The sequence below is a fragment of the Marinovum algicola genome (genome assembly GCF_900109145.1).
In the GTDB taxonomy this organism is placed as follows: domain Bacteria; phylum Pseudomonadota; class Alphaproteobacteria; order Rhodobacterales; family Rhodobacteraceae; genus Marinovum; species Marinovum algicola.
Window position 1 is genome coordinate 13,972 of the sequence record NZ_FNYY01000019.1, and the last position, 15,251, is coordinate 29,222.

The following is a 15,251-nucleotide window of genomic DNA, read 5'->3' on the forward strand; positions in this document are numbered from 1 at the left end:
ATGGCCCAGATCCCCGCGACCCCCAAACCTGCCCGTCTGCGGCGCCTCGCGGCTGCCGCGAGCCTCGGCCCCTCGCGGCTGATGGCGCGCGACACCGGCCTGCAATCCTCGGAACGCGCGGCGCTGACCCTGCGCCCGCATCGGGCCACCGCCCCGGCCGACACGGTCGTCTTCCTGATCCCGCTGGTCGGCCGCCACCATGTCGGCGACTGGGCGGGCACCTGCGCCCGCCTCGCCGCCACGCTGGCCAGCCTGCGGCGCCAGAGCGACGCCCGCTGGCAGGCGGTGATCTGCGGCCAGGACCGGCCGAAAGACCTGGCCGACGATCCGCGCGTCACCTTCCTGCCTTTCACCACCCCGGTCGAAGGCAACGACAAATGGCGCAAGCTGGCGCAGCTCTGCGATCACCTGCCGGCGCTCGGCACCGCCGCCGGCTATGCCATGACCTTCGACGCCGACGATCTGGCCCATCCCGGCCTGGTCTCGGAAATCATCAGTCGCGAGGCCCGCGGCGGCTATCTGGCGCAAACCGGCTACGTCTACGACAAATCCGCCGACGCCCTGGCGCTGGCGGCGCCGCGCAGCCTGACGCAACCGCTGCGCAAACCCTTCTGGAAGCTCTGCGGCTCCTGTGCCGCCCTGCGCTTCGATCTCGCCAATGGCCCGGCAGAGATAGACCTGCTGCGCGAGATGAGCCAGCACGAACACCGCATGTTCCCCTATCTGGCGCGCCTGGCGGGCCGCCCGCTGACGACGCTCGAGGCACCGCGCGTGCTCTATCTGCTCAACCACGGCGAAAACTTCGGCGCCCGCCGCGGCCGCATCAGCTTCAAGACCCGCTTCGTGCAGCGCTTCCGCGTCGCGGACGACCGGGCCATCCGGCAGGAATTTCACCTGTAATCCGACGCGCCGCTCCATGCGCAGGCGAAACGCGCCACCGGAGCATTTCCGGGAAGCCTTGGGCTCCGCCCATGCGCAGGCGAAACGCTCCACCGGAGCGTTTCCGGGAAGCCTGCTCATTGCTTCGGAGCCGCCCCTCGCCCGGGGAGGACAGGACAGCGCGCACAGGGAGGGGCCAGCCAAATCGCCGAGGGCCCCGCTTGCGGGGAGACGGCTATTTTGCTTGCCCCGGACGCGCACGCTGTCAGGTCCGGAGAGGGCGTGGGGTGTCTTCGAGGCATTGCTTTGGTGAGCCCTGAGCCCGGCCTCATCAGCGAGGCGCACAGACAGAGATGAAACAGGGTCGGCCCGCCAAGAGGTTCCTTCCCCCGTGTCCGGGGGAAGGTCAGGATGGGGGCCGAGGCCTACTGTGCGCCGCAGGCGCCCCGGATCGAAGCAGGCTGATCGAAACAGGCCGATCGAAGCCGGCGGAGCGACGCCGGCTCAGCCCTGCGCCAGCCGCGCCTTGACCTGCGAGCCGACCGCGCCGAAATCCATCTGCCCGGTGTGGCGCGCCTTGAGCGCCCCCATCACCTTGCCCATGTCGCGGATCGACGAGGCACCGACCTCGGCCACAGCCGCATCGATCGCCGCCGATACTTCCTTGTCGTCGAGCTTGCGCGGCAGGAATTCCTCGATCACCTCGATCTCTTCCAGCTCGCGCGCGGCCAGGTCCAGCCGCCCGCCCTCTTCGTAGGTGCGGGCGCTTTCCTGCCGCTGCTTGACCATCTTGCCCAGGATGGCAAGCACATCGGCCTCCCCCAGGCTCTCTTCCTCGCCGGACCCACGCAGCGCGATCTCGCGGTCCTTGATGGCGGCGTTGATCAGGCGCAGCGTCGACAGGCGCCGGGCGTCCTTGTCCCGCATGGCCTGTTTGAGCGCTGAATTGATCTCTGCGCGTAAACTCATGTCGTCCCATCCCCATGGGTGAATACCAGCCTCGAACCATACGCGATGCCTCGATCCGAGGCAATGCCCGGAGTCGCGATCCAAGCTATTGAAAAGACAGGAAAATCGAAATTTCCGGCAGGACGATCTAGCCCCTTGACCCCGTGTCGGTCCGGGCATAGGTTCGCGCAAATTTGCCCCACAGTCCGTCACAGGGAGTCGCCCAGATGACCGCACGCGCCGATCAGACGCCCACCGCCTGCCTCGCCCTTGCCGATGGCACGGTTTTCTACGGCACAGGATTTGGTGCCACCGGTATCCGGGTGGCCGAATTGTGCTTCAACACCGCCATGACCGGCTATCAGGAGATCATGACCGATCCCTCTTATGCCGGCCAGGTCGTCACCTTCACCTTTCCGCATATCGGCAATGTCGGCGTGAACCCCGAAGACGACGAAACCGGCGATCCGGTGGCCGAAGGCATGGTGGTCAAATGGATGCCTACCGAGCCCTCGAACTGGCGCGCGGTGCAGGAGCTCTCCGACTGGCTCGCCGCCCGCGGCCGCATCGCCATCGGCGGCATCGACACCCGCCGCCTGACCCGCGCGATCCGCCAGCAGGGCGCGCCGCATGTGGCCCTGGCGCATGATCCCGACGGCAATTTCGACATCGAGGCGCTGGTTGCCAAGGCACGTGCCTTCAAGGGGCTCATGGGCCTCGATCTCGCCAAGGAGGTCACCTGCTCCCAAAGCTACCGCTGGGACGAGATGCGCTGGGCCTGGCCCGAGGGCTATGCCCGCCAGCAGGCGCCGAAACACAAGGTTGTCGCCGTGGACTACGGCGCCAAGCGCAACATCCTGCGCTGCCTGGCCTCGGCCGGCTGTGACGTCACCGTGCTGCCCGCCACCGCCACCGCGGAAGAGGTGATGGCCCACAACCCCGACGGCATCTTCCTGTCGAACGGCCCCGGCGATCCGGCGGCCACCGGCGAATATGCCGTGCCGATGATCAAGACGCTGCTGGACGAGACCGATCTGCCGATGTTCGGTATCTGCCTCGGCCACCAGATGCTGGCGCTGGCGCTTGGCGGCCGCACCATCAAGATGAACCACGGCCACCACGGGGCCAACCACCCGGTCAAGGACATGCAGAGTGGCAAGGTCGAGATCACCTCGATGAACCACGGCTTTGCCGTCGATGCCGCCACCCTGCCCGAGAACGTGGTGCAGACCCATGTCTCGCTGTTCGACGGATCGAACTGCGGCATCGCGCTGAACTCCGACGTCCGCAAGGTCTATTCGGTGCAGCACCACCCCGAGGCCAGCCCCGGCCCGCAGGACAGCTTCTACCTGTTCGAGCAATTCGCCGAGGCGATGGCCGCACGCGGCTGAGCCGGGCACCATTGCGACAAGATGATTAACCGCGCTCCGGCGCGGTTAATTTTTTGTTAAGCTCTTGTTTACCTAGTATTAATCTAAAGCTTGTCAATCTTGGCCCAGCAGCTACGAGGCCAGGATCATGAGTCCCCCACAACTGCAATTGCGCGGTCTTCAGTCCGCGCGCCTCAGTCGTCATTACCAACTGCCGCTGGGGCGCATCCTGGTCGACATGGGGGTGATCTCGGCGGCCGATCTCCTGCGCGCGCTAGCGATCCACAACCAGTGCCAGGCACCGATCCACCAGGTCCTTCTGGCCGAGGGCTTCGCCTCGGCGCGGGACATCCTGCACGCCCAGGCGGCGCAACATGCCGCCATCTCGCTGATGCTGGACGAGGCGCCGCCGGATGCCGATTGCGCCCTGGCGCTCGATCCGCTCACCTGTCTCGAACACGGGGTCATTCCCTGGATGCGGCTCGGCGAGACGCTGGTGCTGGCCACCTGCCATCCCGACCGGTTCGAGGCGCTGCGCGATCTCTTGCCGCGAGATATCGGCCCGGTGGTGATGGGCATCGCCACCGAGGCCGACGTTCACGCCGCGATCGCCCTATGTCATGGCCCGCAGCTCTCGGAGCTGGCGGAAACCGCACTGCCCGAGGAGGACAGCTGCCGCAGCCTGCGCGCCGTGGCCAGCCCGCGTCGTCTGCGGCGGGTGGCGCTGGCGGCGCTCTTTGGCGTCGCGGCGGTGCTGGTGCAGCCGCTGCTTTTCTTTGCCCTGGCCGCCGGCTGGGCGGGGCTCACGCTGGTGGCGGTGGCCGGGCTCAAACTGGCGGCCTTTCTGGCCCGGCTGCGCACGCCGCTGCCCCGGCCCCAGGCCCCGCCGAAGACGTCCGGCCAGCCCGCCCCGCCCAAGGTCTCGATCCTGGTGCCGCTGTTCCGCGAAACCTCGATTGCCGCGCAGCTGGTCACCCGGCTGTCGCGGCTGACCTATCCGAAATCGCGCCTCGATGTCGTCCTGCTGCTCGAAGCCGAGGATCTGCTGACCCGCCAGGCGCTGTCATGTGCCGATCTGCCGCCCTGGATGCGCATTCTCGTGGTGCCGCCGGGCGAACTCACCACCAAGCCACGAGCGCTGAATTACGGGCTGCGGTTCTGCGACGGCGATATCATCGGCATCTACGACGCCGAGGACAATCCCGCCCCCGACCAGATCGGCCGGGTCGCGGCGCATTTCCAGGAGGCACCGCCAGAGGTCGCCTGCCTGCAAGGCATCCTCGATTACTACAATCCCTATTCCAACTGGCTGTCGCGCTGTTTCACCATCGAATACGCCACCTGGTTTCGTATCGTCCTGCCCGGCCTGTCGCGCTTGGGCTTTCCCATTCCGCTGGGCGGCACCACGCTGTTCTGCCGTCGCAGGGTGCTCGAGCAGGTCGGCGGCTGGGACGCGCATAATGTCACCGAGGATGCCGACCTGGGCATTCGTCTGGCCCGGCGCGGGTTTCGCATCGAGTTGATCGATTCCGTCACCCTGGAAGAGGCCAACTGCCGCCCCTGGCCCTGGGTCCGACAGCGCTCGCGCTGGCTCAAGGGCTACATGGCGACCTATCTGGTGCATATGCGCCGCCCCGGCGCCCTGCTGCGCGATCTCGGCTGGAGGCGTTTTCTGGGCTTTCAGGCGCTGTTTCTCGGCGCCATCAGCCAGGCGCTTCTGGCGCCGGTGCTCTGGTCGTTCTGGATCGCCGTCTTCGGCCTCGGCCACCCTCTGATCGACTGGATGGGCCCGGCCACCGAGACCGTTGTGCTGTCGTTCTTCCTGCTGGCGGAATGTGCCGGGCTGGTGATCGGCGCCACGGCAGTGGCCAGCCCGCAGCACCGTGGGCTGATCCCCTGGGTGCCGACGCTGCTGTTCTATTTCCCGATGGGCAGCATCGCGATCTACAAGGGGCTGATCGAACTGCTGATCAAGCCCTTCTACTGGGACAAGACCGAGCACGGCCATTCCAACAGCGAAGCGCTGATCGATCACCGGGAGGCTGCGCCCTAACCCTCATTGCGCGAGTCGAGTTTGAGCCGCGTGACAAAAGCCACCGAGATATGCGATTTCAGCGCCTCGTAAGCCGCCGCCTCGTCGCGCGCCTCGATGGCGCGGACGATGGCGTCATGCTCCTCCAAGGCCTTTTCGCCGCGCCCTTCGGCGGCCAGAGACGTGGTGGCCATCAGCGCCATCGACCGGTGCACCAGGTCGAGCTGCTGCACCAGGAAGCGGTTGTGCGAGGCCAGGTGAATCTGCTTGTGAAACCGCCGGTTGGCGCGCGACAGCGCCGACGGGTTATCGATCAGCGCATGGTCCTCCTTGACCATGTCGCGCAGCACCCGCACCTCTTCCGCAGTGGCATGTCGCGCCGCCAGCCGCGCCGCCAACCCCTCGAGCTCGGTGCGCACCACGTAAAGCTCGGCCATCTGATTGTGGTCGAGCGAGGCGACGATCAGCGAGCGGCCATCGCGCGACAGCAGTGACTGCGTCTCCAGTCGTTGCAGCGCCTCGCGGATCGGCGTGCGGCTCATGCCCAGACGTTCGGCCAGATCACTTTCCACCAGCCGATCACCGGGGCGAAAGGTGCCCACGTCAATCGCTTCGAGGATCATCGTATAGGCGTCTTTCTGCGGCGTCGTCTTCTGGCTCACGCGTGTCTCCTTTGTCCCGGGCGAGACCTTACCCAGCCCGACCTTGGCCGGCAATACGGCCATTGCGCCGCGCCCGCGCCGGGCGTAGCGTCCGGCGCATGGCAAAAGAATACTTCTCGCATGTGGCCCATTGGGTCTTCGATCTCGACAATACGCTTTATCCGCCCGAGAGCCGGCTGTTTTCCCAGATCGAACCGCGGATGACCGCCTATGTGATGCAGGCGCTCGGCGTCACCGAGGCCGAGGCCAGTCACCTGCGGGTGCATTACTGGAAGACCTATGGCACCACCCTCGCCGGGCTGATGCGCGAACATGACGTCGATCCCACGCCCTATCTCGAGGACGTGCACCGGATCGACTTTTCCGTGCTCACCCCCGACCCCGAGCTGGCGGCCCGCATCCGCGCCCTGCCCGGCCGCCGCATCGTCTACACCAACGGCACCTCGCCCTATGCCGAAGAGGTGCTGGCGGCGCGCGGGCTCTCCGGGCTCTTCGATGCGGTCTATGGCGTCGAACATGCCCAGTTCCGCCCCAAGCCCGAGCGCGAGGCCTTCGAGGCGATCTTTGCCCGCGACGGCACCGATCCCGCCCGCGCCGCCATGTTCGAAGATGACCCCCGCAACCTTGCCGCGCCCCATGCCATGGGGATGCGCACCGTGCATGTGGCGCCCGAACGGCTTCTGGCCGATCACATCCACCACCACACCGACAATCTGAGCCGATTTCTCTCCGGCCTTGCGTAGGGCGGGTTTGCCCCCACCGCCGCGCTTTGTCCCATGGCCCCCGCCCGCGCCCGCGCTATAACCTCGGGCAAAGGAGTCGCCCCATGGACCACGACATTCTCATCGCCGGCGGCGGTATCGCCGGGCTGACCGCCGCCGCCGCCTTTGGCGCCGCCGGTTTCACCGTGCTCTGCGTTGACCCCGCGCCGCCGGTCACCAGTCGCGAGGCCGAGGGCGCCGACATGCGCAGCACCGCCTTTCTGCAACCGGCGCAGGCCTTTCTCGACGCGGCCGGTCTCTGGGACAGGCTCGCCCCGCACGCCACGCCGCTGCAAACCATGCGCATCATCGATGCCGGCGGGCCGGAACCCGAGGCCCGCCTCAGCCGTGATTTCGAGGCCGCCGATCTCTCGCCCGATCTGCCCTTTGGCTGGAACCTGCCCAACTGGCTGCTGCGGCGCGAGATGGCGGCGCGGCTCGAAGAGATGGCCAACGTCACGTTTCGCACCGGTGTCGCCGCCGAGGCGCTCTTTACCCGCACCGACGAGGCCCGCGTCACTCTGTCGGACGGCAACCGCATCCGCTGCCGCCTGGTGATCGCCGCCGATGGCCGCGACAGCGCGCTGCGTCAGGCGGCGGGCATCGATGTTGCCTGCACACGCTTCGGCCAGAAGGCGCTGGCCTTTGCCGTCACCCACCCGATCCCGCATGGCAATGTCTCGACCGAGATTCACCGCACCGGCGGCCCCTTCACCCTGGTGCCGCTGCCCGACCACCAGGGCCGTCCGTCGTCCGCGGTGGTCTGGATGGAGGAAGGCCCCAGAGCGGCAGAGCTGCACGCGCTCGACGTGCCGGCCTTTGAAGCGGCGATGACCGAGCGCTCGGCGCATCTCTTCGGCCCGCTGACATTGGCCTCGCGGCGGTCGATCTGGCCGATCATCGCGCAGCACGCCAAGGCGCTCACCTCCGAACGGCTGGCGCTGGTGGCCGAGGCCGCGCATGTGGTGCCGCCGATCGGCGCGCAGGGGCTGAATATGTCGTTGACCGATCTCTCGGCGCTGCTCGATCTGGCCCGCGCCGCGCCGGAGAGCCTCGGCAGTGCCGAGATGCTCGACCGCTATCACCGCGCCCGGATCACCGACATCCGCGCCCGCGTCACCGGGATCACCGCGCTCAACCAGGTCTCGATGCTCAAGCCGCCGCCGCTGCGCGACCTGCGCGCCGCCGGCCTGGCCGCGCTGCATGGCGCGGCGCCGCTGCGCCGGGCGCTGATGCAGCTTGGTCTTGGCCAGTCGCGCTAGCGTTTATTGCGGCTGATCACTGTCAAACGGCGGCAGCTGATACTGCGCCTCGGGTTCGGCCTCGAGCACGCCCCGGGTCTGCTTGACCCGGGCCAGATTTTCGCTGTCGGCGGTGCCGAAAATCACTCCGATCGCCGGAATGCTGTCTTCGATCCGCAGACCCGCCGCTTCCAGCGCGCGGCAGACCTCGTCCGACTTGTCGCGATGCGCGTCGTCGAGCACGATCTTCAGGGTGACGTCTGACATGGCTTCCATCCCGTGGCGGATTGCCCTGATGATATAAGAAGCCGCTGCCTGCTATGCCACCGGCGTCTTGCCATAGCCCTCGTCCGGCGCGCCTTGCGGCGCCTGCGCCAGACCGGCCCCGACGTCCGAGGCCGGCGCCGAGAGCGCCTTGGCACTGTCGGTCAGCGCCGTCCACAGGGCCTTGCCGCGCAGGTTGGCATCGCTCTGCGCCAGCAGCGCCGCGATGCCGGCGACATGCGGACAGGCCATGCTGGTGCCGCTTTTGACGTCATAAAGCTGCGGCCGCGGCACCGAAGACAGCACGTTCACCCCTGGCCCGGCGATATCGACTTCGCCGCCGCCGGCGTTGATCTCACCGCAGGAGAAATCGGCGATCTTAAGATTTTCATCCAGCGCCGCCACCGCCATGATCGACTGGGAATTGGCCGGCGCCCCCACTGGCGCGATAAAGCCGAACTGGCGGGCGCTGTCATTGCCGGCGGCGGCAATGATCAGCGATCCCGAATCCAGCGCCAGCTCGCCGACACGCTCATAGGCGGCCGAAGGCCCTTCACCCTGCCTGACCCGGCGGCCCAGCGACATCGAGATCACCGCGCAGCCCTGCTGGATCGCCCAGATCATGCCGTTGATGATGTCGCGCTCGCGCCCCGAACCGGAATCGTTGAGCACCTTGCCGACATGCAGATGCACCTCCGGCGCGACACCATAACGCGGCACGCCCTGGCTCACCTCCCGGCCCGCAGCGGTGCCACAGCAATGGGTGCCATGGCCCTGGACGTCCTGCGCCAATTGACCGGTGACAAAGCTCTGCTGCACCAGATTGCGGCCGGTGAAGTCCGGGTGTTCGAAATCGAGCCCGGTATCGAGCACCGCAAGCTTGATGCCCGCGCCGGTAAACTGCGAGGTCTCGGCCCCGGTGGCGGCAATTCCCCAGGTGCGGTCAGCCGTGTCCTGAAAATCCTGAATGGCAAACAGCCAGAATTCCGGCCGCGCCTCGACCACCGACTCCTCGCCGCTCAGAATGCCGGCTGAGCGCTGGGCATCCACATGCTCCGAGATCACCCCGATGCCCACCTCTTCCAGGTGAAACGCCGGGGCATCGTCGCTCATCTCGGCCGAGCGACCGGGACCGCCCGAGAGCGATCGCACCCCCTCGCCGGCACTGCGCACCAGAGCCTGGCGCTGGGTCGCGACGTCTGAGTCCTTGTGAAAGGTGACAATGGTGCCCCCGGTGGGCTGCGGGCGAAGGAATTCATGAAGGATCTGGGACATGGGACCAACCGAATTGTTGCGAAAAAGGACGAGAAAATAGACTGCAATAATACTCGCAATGGTAGCGCAAACTGGCAAATTTTCAACCGTGGAGAACTGGCATCGCTGCCCCGGCCGCATGCAAAAACGCCCGGCAGCCTCTCGACTGCCGGGCGCAAATCGCCTGAAATCAACGCCGGTGGGCGTAGATCAGTTCTTTTCCTTGTCGACCATCTTGCCGGCGGAAATCCACGGCATCATGCCGCGCAGCTTCTCGCCGACCTGCTCGATCTGGTGCTCGTCGTTGAGACGGCGGGTGCCTTTGAAGTAGGGCTGACCCGCTTGATTTTCCTGCATGAAGTCGCGCACGAAGGCACCGGTCTGGATGTCGCGCAGCACGGCTTTCATCCGGGCCTTGGTCTCGTCGTAGGGCAGAATGCGCGGGCCGGAGACATATTCGCCGTATTCCGCGGTGTTCGAGATCGAGTAGTTCATGTTGGCGATGCCGCCTTCGTAGATCAGGTCCACGATCAGCTTCACCTCGTGCAGACACTCGAAATAGGCCATTTCCGGGGCGTAGCCGGCTTCGACCAGGGTCTCGAAGCCCATGCGAATCAGCTCGACCAGACCACCGCAGAGAACCGCCTGCTCACCGAAGAGATCGGTTTCGCATTCCTCGCGGAAGTTGGTCTCGATGATGCCCGAGCGGCCGCCGCCGATGGCCGAGCAATAGCTGAGGCCGATTTCCAGCGCCTTGCCGGTGGCGTCCTGGTGGACGGCCACGAGGCAGGGCACGCCGCCGCCCTTGGTGTATTCGCCGCGCACGGTGTGGCCGGGGCCCTTGGGCGCCATCATGATGACGTCAACGCCGGGCTTGGGCTCGATCAGACCGAAGTGCACGTTCAGACCGTGGGCAAAGGCAATCGCCGCGCCTTCGCGCAGGTTGTCGTGGACGTATTTCTTGTAGGTCTCGGCCTGAAGTTCGTCGGGCATGGTGAACATGATCACGTCACACCAGGCCGCCGCTTCGGCGATGCCCATGACCTGAAGACCTTCGCCTTCGGCTTTCTTGGCCGAGGCCGAGCCTTCGCGCAGGGCGACGACGATGTTCTTGGCGCCAGAGTCGCGCAGGTTCAGCGCGTGGGCGTGGCCTTGCGAGCCATAGCCCAGGATGGCGACTTTCTTGTCCTTGATCAGGTTCACATCGCAATCGCGATCATAATAGACGCGCATATCGGTCTTCCTTCTTTCGGTGTGCGTTTGAGCGGCAACCTACGCGAGGCCTGCCGTGAATGCGCGTTCATAACCGCGATGATTTCGCCATTTGGCGATTTAACTATTCGCCTGAATGCGGTATCTCGGTGGAATCATGCTCGACGATACAGACAGACGCATCCTTCGCCAGATGCAGGCCGCCCCGGACCTGCCGCTCTCCGATCTCGCGCAGCGCGCCGATCTGACGCCGGCCACCCTGTCGCGGCGGCTCGAACGGATGCGCGAGGCCGGCATCGTCAAAGGCAAGCGCGCCGAGATCCACTGGCCAAGCCTCGGCTATGCGGTCGAGGTCTCGTTGCGACTGACCCTGGACAAGACGCAATCGCGCGCCTTCGAGGATTTTCTCGCCGCCGCCCGCCAGGTGCCAGAGGTGATCGAGATACAGACATTTCTCGGCCAGGTCGACGTCCGCCTTGCCGTCATCGCCCGCGACATTCCGCATTACCAGCAGATCTATCGCGAAAGGCTGCTCACCCTGCCCCATATCGCCGATGTCGAGGCGCTAATGCATGTCGCCCGGATCAAGGACGACGAGGCGCTGCCGGTATGAGCCCGCTTTCATGACCATCGAGATCGACGACACCGACCGCGCCATCCTGCGCGCCCTGTCCCGCGACGCCAGCCTTTCGGCCGGTCAGATTGGCCGGCGTCTCGGCCTGTCGCAACCCGCCACCTGGCGGCGGATCAAGCGTCTGCGCGAGGCCGGCGTGATTTCGGGCACCCGCCTGCTGCTCGACCGCGAAAAGCTGGGGTTTGGCGTCACCGTCTTTCTCGGCATCAAGCTGGCCACCAAGGGCCGCATCAGTCTCGAGGATTTCGAACGCGCGGTCACCGCCATCCCCGAGGTACAGACCGTCGAACACATTCTCGGCCTCTACGATTACCGCCTGCGCATCGTGGCGCGCGATCTGTCGGATTTCGAACGGGTTCTGCGCCGCCGGATCATGACCCTGCCCGGCGCCGGCCAGGTCGAGGCCAATGTGGTGCTCTCCGAGGAACGTCTGCCCGGCCCGCTGGGCTGATCTTGCCGCGGCCCGGCCCGAGGCTAGGTTTCGGGCCATGGGATACAAGCTCAAGCGATCCGACGAGGATGTCTCCGAAGGGCTGCGCCGCATCGCCTGCGACCAGCTCGACAGGGCGCTTGCCGCGCTTGATGGCACCGGCGACATGGCCGAAGCGGTGCATGACGCCCGCAAGCGCTGCAAGAAGCTGCGCGGGCTGATCCGCCTCGTCCGGCCGCAGTTCATCGACTACAAGACCGAAAACCGCGCATTTCGCGACGCTGCCCGCCGCCTGTCGGACTTGCGCGAAACCGGCGCGGCGCTGGAGATTCTGACGCGGCTGGAACAAAGCTATCCCGAGCGGCTCTCCGGCCCCAATGCCGCCGCCCTGCGCGACGCGCTCAAGGCGCGGCGCGCCGAAACGCATCTGGACGATTTCGACAGTCGCCGCGCGGCGTTTCGCGACGCGCTGAAGGCGGTGCGCCACCGGGCCGCGCTCTGGGAGGTCGACAAGACCGGCTTTGGCGCGATCGAGGGCGGGCTGAAGAAAACCTACAAACGCGCCCGCGCCGCCTGGGCCACGGCGCTCGAGACCCGCGATCCCCGCGACCTGCACCAATGGCGCAAACGGGTGAAATACCATTGGTATCACACGCGGCTGCTGAAACCGCTGGCCTCGAAGAAGCTGCGGCGGCGCATCGACCGGCTGGGCGAACTGTCGGACCTTCTGGGCGATCACCAGGACCTGGCCGATCTGCGCCGGATGATCGACGCCGAGGCCCTGCCGCCCGAGGCGGCGCAGGCGCTGGCCTCGCCGCTCGCCATCGAAATGGACCGGCTGCAAAACCGTGCCTTTGCACGGGCGCCCAAGGTGCTCGGCAAACCGCCGAAAGCGCTGGTCAGGAGCTACCGCAAGCGCTGGAAAAAATGCCGCGGCTGACACGCGATTGCCTTTTCACCGCCGCCGCGCTAGCCCTGAGAAAACTCTCAGGAAGGAGGCCCGCATGGCCCTGCGCGACGATATCGATCCCCAAGGTCTCGACGAGTTCTCGGTGGTCTTCACCGACCGCTCGCTCAACCACATGTCGGCCACCTTTCAGCAGGTGATGCGCGACATCAACGACACGTTGAAATCGGTCTATGGCGCCGAGACCGCTGTGGTGGTGCCCGGTGGCGGCACCTTCGGCATGGAGGCGGTGGCGCGACAGTTTGCCCAGGACGCCAAATGCCTGGTGGTGCGCAACGGCTGGTTCTCCTTCCGCTGGAGCCAGATTTTCGAGATGGGCGGCTTCGCAGGCTCGGAAACCGTGATGAAGGCGCGGCGCAGCGGCAACGATCCGCAAAGTCCGTTTGCCCCGGCACCGATCGAAGACGTCACCGCCCGCATCCGCGAGGAAAAGCCCGACCTTGTGATCGCGCCGCATGTGGAAACCTCCTCCGGCATCATCCTGCCCGACGATTACCTGACAGCGCTGGCGCAAGCGGCGCATGAGGTCGGCGCGCTGATGGTGCTCGACTGCATCGCTTCGGGCTGCGTCTGGGTCGACATGGGCGCGCTCGGCGTCGACGTGCTGATCTCGGCCCCGCAGAAGGGCTGGTCCTCGACGCCCTGCGCCGGGCTGGTGATGCTGTCACAACGGGCGCTGGCGCGGATGGAAGAGACCAGTTCGAACAGCTTTGCCGCCGACCTGAAGAAATGGCATCAGATCATGATGGCCTATGAAAACGGCGGCCATGCCTATCACGCCACCATGCCCACCGATGGGCTGCGGATGTTCCGCGACACCATGCTGGAAAGCCGCGACTACGGCTTCGACCGTCTGAAAGAGGCGCAATGGGCGCTGGGCAGCAAGGTGCGGGCGCTGCTCGTCGCCAAGGGCATCGCTTCGGTGGCGGCCCAGGGCTTCGAGGCGCCGGGCGTGGTGGTGAGCTACACCGACAATCCTGAGGTGCAATCCGGCCGCGCCTTTGCCGCCCAGGGCACCCAGATCGCCGCCGGAGTACCGCTGCAATGCGACGAAGGCGACGGCTTTTCGACCTTCCGGCTGGGGCTTTTCGGGCTCGACAAGCTCTATGATGTCGATGCCACGGTGGCGCGGCTCGACAGAGTTCTGTCAGACGTGCTCTGACGGAAACAAAGAGACCCCGGGTCAGACCCGGGGCGCGCTCCCCCCTGTCCGGGGGCTTCTCGATAACGCGGTCGCGCCGGGCCGGACTGGCTCAGACCACGTCCTGCACCGCTTCGACAACCCGGTCGACTACCGCTTCCAGCATCGCCGGGTCTTCGCATTCGGCCATCACCCGGATCAGCGGCTCGGTGCCCGATTTGCGGATCAGCAGGCGGCCCTTGCCATTGAGCTCGGTCTCGGCCGAGGCGATGGCCGCCTTGACGCCATCGGTCTCCAGCGGCAATTGCCCGGCGCCAAAACGCACGTTCTTGAGCATCTGCGGCACCGGATCGAAATTGTTCGCCAGATCGCTGGCGCTGCGGCCGGTGCGCGTCATCGCGGCAAGGAATTGCAGCCCCGCCATCAGCCCGTCGCCGGTGGTGGCGTAATCCGTCATCACGATATGGCCCGATTGCTCGCCGCCGAGGTTCCAGCCGCCGGCGCGCATCGCCTCGACGACATAGCGGTCGCCGACGCCGGTGCGCTCGAGCCGCAGGCCGTGGCCATGCAGGAACCGCTCGAGCCCGAGGTTCGACATCACCGTCGCCACCAGCGTACCGCCGCGCAGGCGCTCTTCCGCCGCCCATTGCGCCGCCATCAGCGCCATGATCTGATCGCCATCGGCCACGGTGCCGGTTTCGTCGATGATCATCACTCGGTCGGCATCGCCGTCGAGACAGATGCCGACATCCGCACCGTGTTCAAGCACCGCGGCCGCGGCGGATTGCGGCTTGGTCGAGCCGCAGGCCTTGTTGATGTTGAAGCCGTCCGGGTTCACCCCGACCGGGATCACCTCGGCGCCCAGCTCCCAGAGAACCTCGGGCGCGGCGCGATAGGCGGCGCCATTGGCGCAGTCCACCACCACCTTCATGCCGTCGAGGCGCATGCCCGCCGGAAAGGTGCTCTTGACCCGCTCCTGATAGCGGAAACGGCCATCGTCGATCCGCTTGGCCTTGCCGATATCACCGGCCAGCGCGGGTTCCACCCCCTCTTCGACCAGCCGCTCGATCTCAGCCTCGGCCTCGTCATTAAGCTTGAACCCGTCGGGGCCAAAGAACTTGATGCCATTGTCCTCGGCCGGATTGTGCGAAGCGGAAATCATGATGCCCACATCCGCCCGCATCGAGGGCGTCAGCAGCCCCACCGCCGGCGTCGGCACCGGCCCCAGCAGCAGAACGCTCATCCCGGTCGAGGTGAGCCCGGCGGTCAGCGCGGTTTCGAACATGTAGCCCGAGCGCCGGGTGTCCTTGCCGATCACCACCCGGTGCACGCCGCCGTTTTCCCGGCGGAAATACCGCCCGGCCGCCGCGCCGATCCGAAGCGCCATATCGGCGGTCATCGGCGCGGTGTTCGCCTTGCCGCGCACCCCGTCGGTGCCAAAAAGCTTGCGAGACAT

At 66.4% G+C, this 15,251-nt stretch carries 15 protein-coding genes; 9 read left to right on the forward strand and 6 right to left on the reverse strand.

Annotated elements, in window-relative coordinates; translation table 11 throughout:
- Positions 1 to 900 (forward strand): hypothetical protein, encoded by a 900-nt coding sequence (locus BMW90_RS20040; RefSeq protein ID WP_074838508.1) that lies wholly within the window; start codon positions 1 to 3, stop codon positions 898 to 900.
- Positions 901 to 1,383: 483 nt separating this feature from the next.
- Here the strand turns inward: BMW90_RS20040 and BMW90_RS20045 are convergent, their stop codons facing one another.
- Positions 1,384 to 1,848, reverse strand: a complete 465-nt coding sequence (locus BMW90_RS20045; protein ID WP_048532131.1) for a GatB/YqeY domain-containing protein — start codon at positions 1,846 to 1,848, stop codon at positions 1,384 to 1,386.
- 206 nt (positions 1,849 to 2,054) lie between these two features.
- Here BMW90_RS20045 and carA point away from each other — a divergent pair, with 206 nt between their 5' ends.
- Together carA and BMW90_RS20055 are read left to right on the forward strand one after the other, a co-directional pair.
- On the forward strand, positions 2,055 to 3,218 hold the full coding sequence (gene carA, locus BMW90_RS20050) for a glutamine-hydrolyzing carbamoyl-phosphate synthase small subunit (RefSeq protein ID WP_074838510.1): 1,164 nt from the start codon (positions 2,055 to 2,057) through the stop codon (positions 3,216 to 3,218).
- A 127-nt stretch (positions 3,219 to 3,345) separates the two neighbouring features.
- The gene (locus BMW90_RS20055; protein ID WP_139211489.1) at positions 3,346 to 5,250 is read left to right on the forward strand and encodes a glycosyltransferase family 2 protein; all 1,905 of its coding nucleotides are present in this window, start codon (positions 3,346 to 3,348) and stop codon (positions 5,248 to 5,250) included.
- On the opposite strand, the gene BMW90_RS20060 is transcribed toward BMW90_RS20055, so the two are convergent.
- Positions 5,247 to 5,891, reverse strand: a complete 645-nt coding sequence (locus BMW90_RS20060; protein ID WP_048532134.1) for a GntR family transcriptional regulator — start codon at positions 5,889 to 5,891, stop codon at positions 5,247 to 5,249. The genes BMW90_RS20055 and BMW90_RS20060 overlap by 4 nt on opposite strands.
- Positions 5,892 to 5,989: 98 nt before the next feature.
- Here BMW90_RS20060 and BMW90_RS20065 point away from each other — a divergent pair, with 98 nt between their 5' ends.
- Together BMW90_RS20065 and BMW90_RS20070 are read left to right on the forward strand one after the other, a co-directional pair.
- Positions 5,990 to 6,634 carry a pyrimidine 5'-nucleotidase gene (locus BMW90_RS20065; protein ID WP_048532135.1) on the forward strand — a complete coding sequence of 215 codons (645 nt, stop codon included), beginning with the start codon at positions 5,990 to 5,992 and terminating at the stop codon, positions 6,632 to 6,634.
- Between the two features lie 83 nt (positions 6,635 to 6,717).
- The gene (locus BMW90_RS20070) at positions 6,718 to 7,914 is read left to right on the forward strand and encodes a UbiH/UbiF family hydroxylase (RefSeq protein WP_074838512.1); all 1,197 of its coding nucleotides are present in this window, start codon (positions 6,718 to 6,720) and stop codon (positions 7,912 to 7,914) included.
- 3 nt (positions 7,915 to 7,917) lie between these two features.
- On the opposite strand, the gene BMW90_RS20075 is transcribed toward BMW90_RS20070, so the two are convergent.
- The 3 genes from BMW90_RS20075 to ilvC all read right to left on the reverse strand — a co-directional run bounded on the left by BMW90_RS20075 (position 7,918) and on the right by ilvC (position 10,644).
- A complete protein-coding gene (locus BMW90_RS20075; RefSeq protein WP_074838514.1) occupies positions 7,918 to 8,160 on the reverse strand; it encodes a hypothetical protein in 243 nt (80 codons plus the stop codon).
- A 51-nt stretch (positions 8,161 to 8,211) separates the two neighbouring features.
- Positions 8,212 to 9,432 carry a S8 family serine peptidase gene (locus BMW90_RS20080; RefSeq protein WP_074838516.1) on the reverse strand — a complete coding sequence of 407 codons (1,221 nt, stop codon included), beginning with the start codon at positions 9,430 to 9,432 and terminating at the stop codon, positions 8,212 to 8,214.
- A 189-nt stretch (positions 9,433 to 9,621) separates the two neighbouring features.
- Positions 9,622 to 10,644, reverse strand: coding sequence for a ketol-acid reductoisomerase (gene ilvC, locus BMW90_RS20085; RefSeq protein WP_048532138.1), 1,023 nt, complete (start codon positions 10,642 to 10,644; stop codon positions 9,622 to 9,624).
- 136 nt (positions 10,645 to 10,780) lie between these two features.
- Between ilvC and BMW90_RS20090 the strand changes: the two genes are divergently transcribed.
- The 4 genes from BMW90_RS20090 to BMW90_RS20105 all read left to right on the forward strand — a co-directional run bounded on the left by BMW90_RS20090 (position 10,781) and on the right by BMW90_RS20105 (position 13,816).
- Positions 10,781 to 11,236: an Lrp/AsnC family transcriptional regulator gene (locus BMW90_RS20090; RefSeq protein ID WP_048532139.1), complete on the forward strand. Its 456-nt coding sequence runs from the start codon at positions 10,781 to 10,783 to the stop codon at positions 11,234 to 11,236.
- A 10-nt stretch (positions 11,237 to 11,246) separates the two neighbouring features.
- Positions 11,247 to 11,708 carry an Lrp/AsnC family transcriptional regulator gene (locus tag BMW90_RS20095; RefSeq protein ID WP_048532140.1) on the forward strand — a complete coding sequence of 154 codons (462 nt, stop codon included), beginning with the start codon at positions 11,247 to 11,249 and terminating at the stop codon, positions 11,706 to 11,708.
- A 37-nt stretch (positions 11,709 to 11,745) separates the two neighbouring features.
- Positions 11,746 to 12,627 carry a CHAD domain-containing protein gene (locus BMW90_RS20100; protein ID WP_074838519.1) on the forward strand — a complete coding sequence of 294 codons (882 nt, stop codon included), beginning with the start codon at positions 11,746 to 11,748 and terminating at the stop codon, positions 12,625 to 12,627.
- A gap of 64 nt (positions 12,628 to 12,691) precedes the next feature.
- Entirely contained in the window at positions 12,692 to 13,816 is a 1,125-nt protein-coding gene (locus BMW90_RS20105; protein ID WP_074838522.1) for an aminotransferase class V-fold PLP-dependent enzyme, read from the forward strand.
- Between the two features lie 91 nt (positions 13,817 to 13,907).
- On the opposite strand, the gene glmM is transcribed toward BMW90_RS20105, so the two are convergent.
- A complete protein-coding gene (glmM, locus tag BMW90_RS20110) occupies positions 13,908 to 15,251 on the reverse strand; it encodes a phosphoglucosamine mutase (protein ID WP_048532143.1) in 1,344 nt (447 codons plus the stop codon).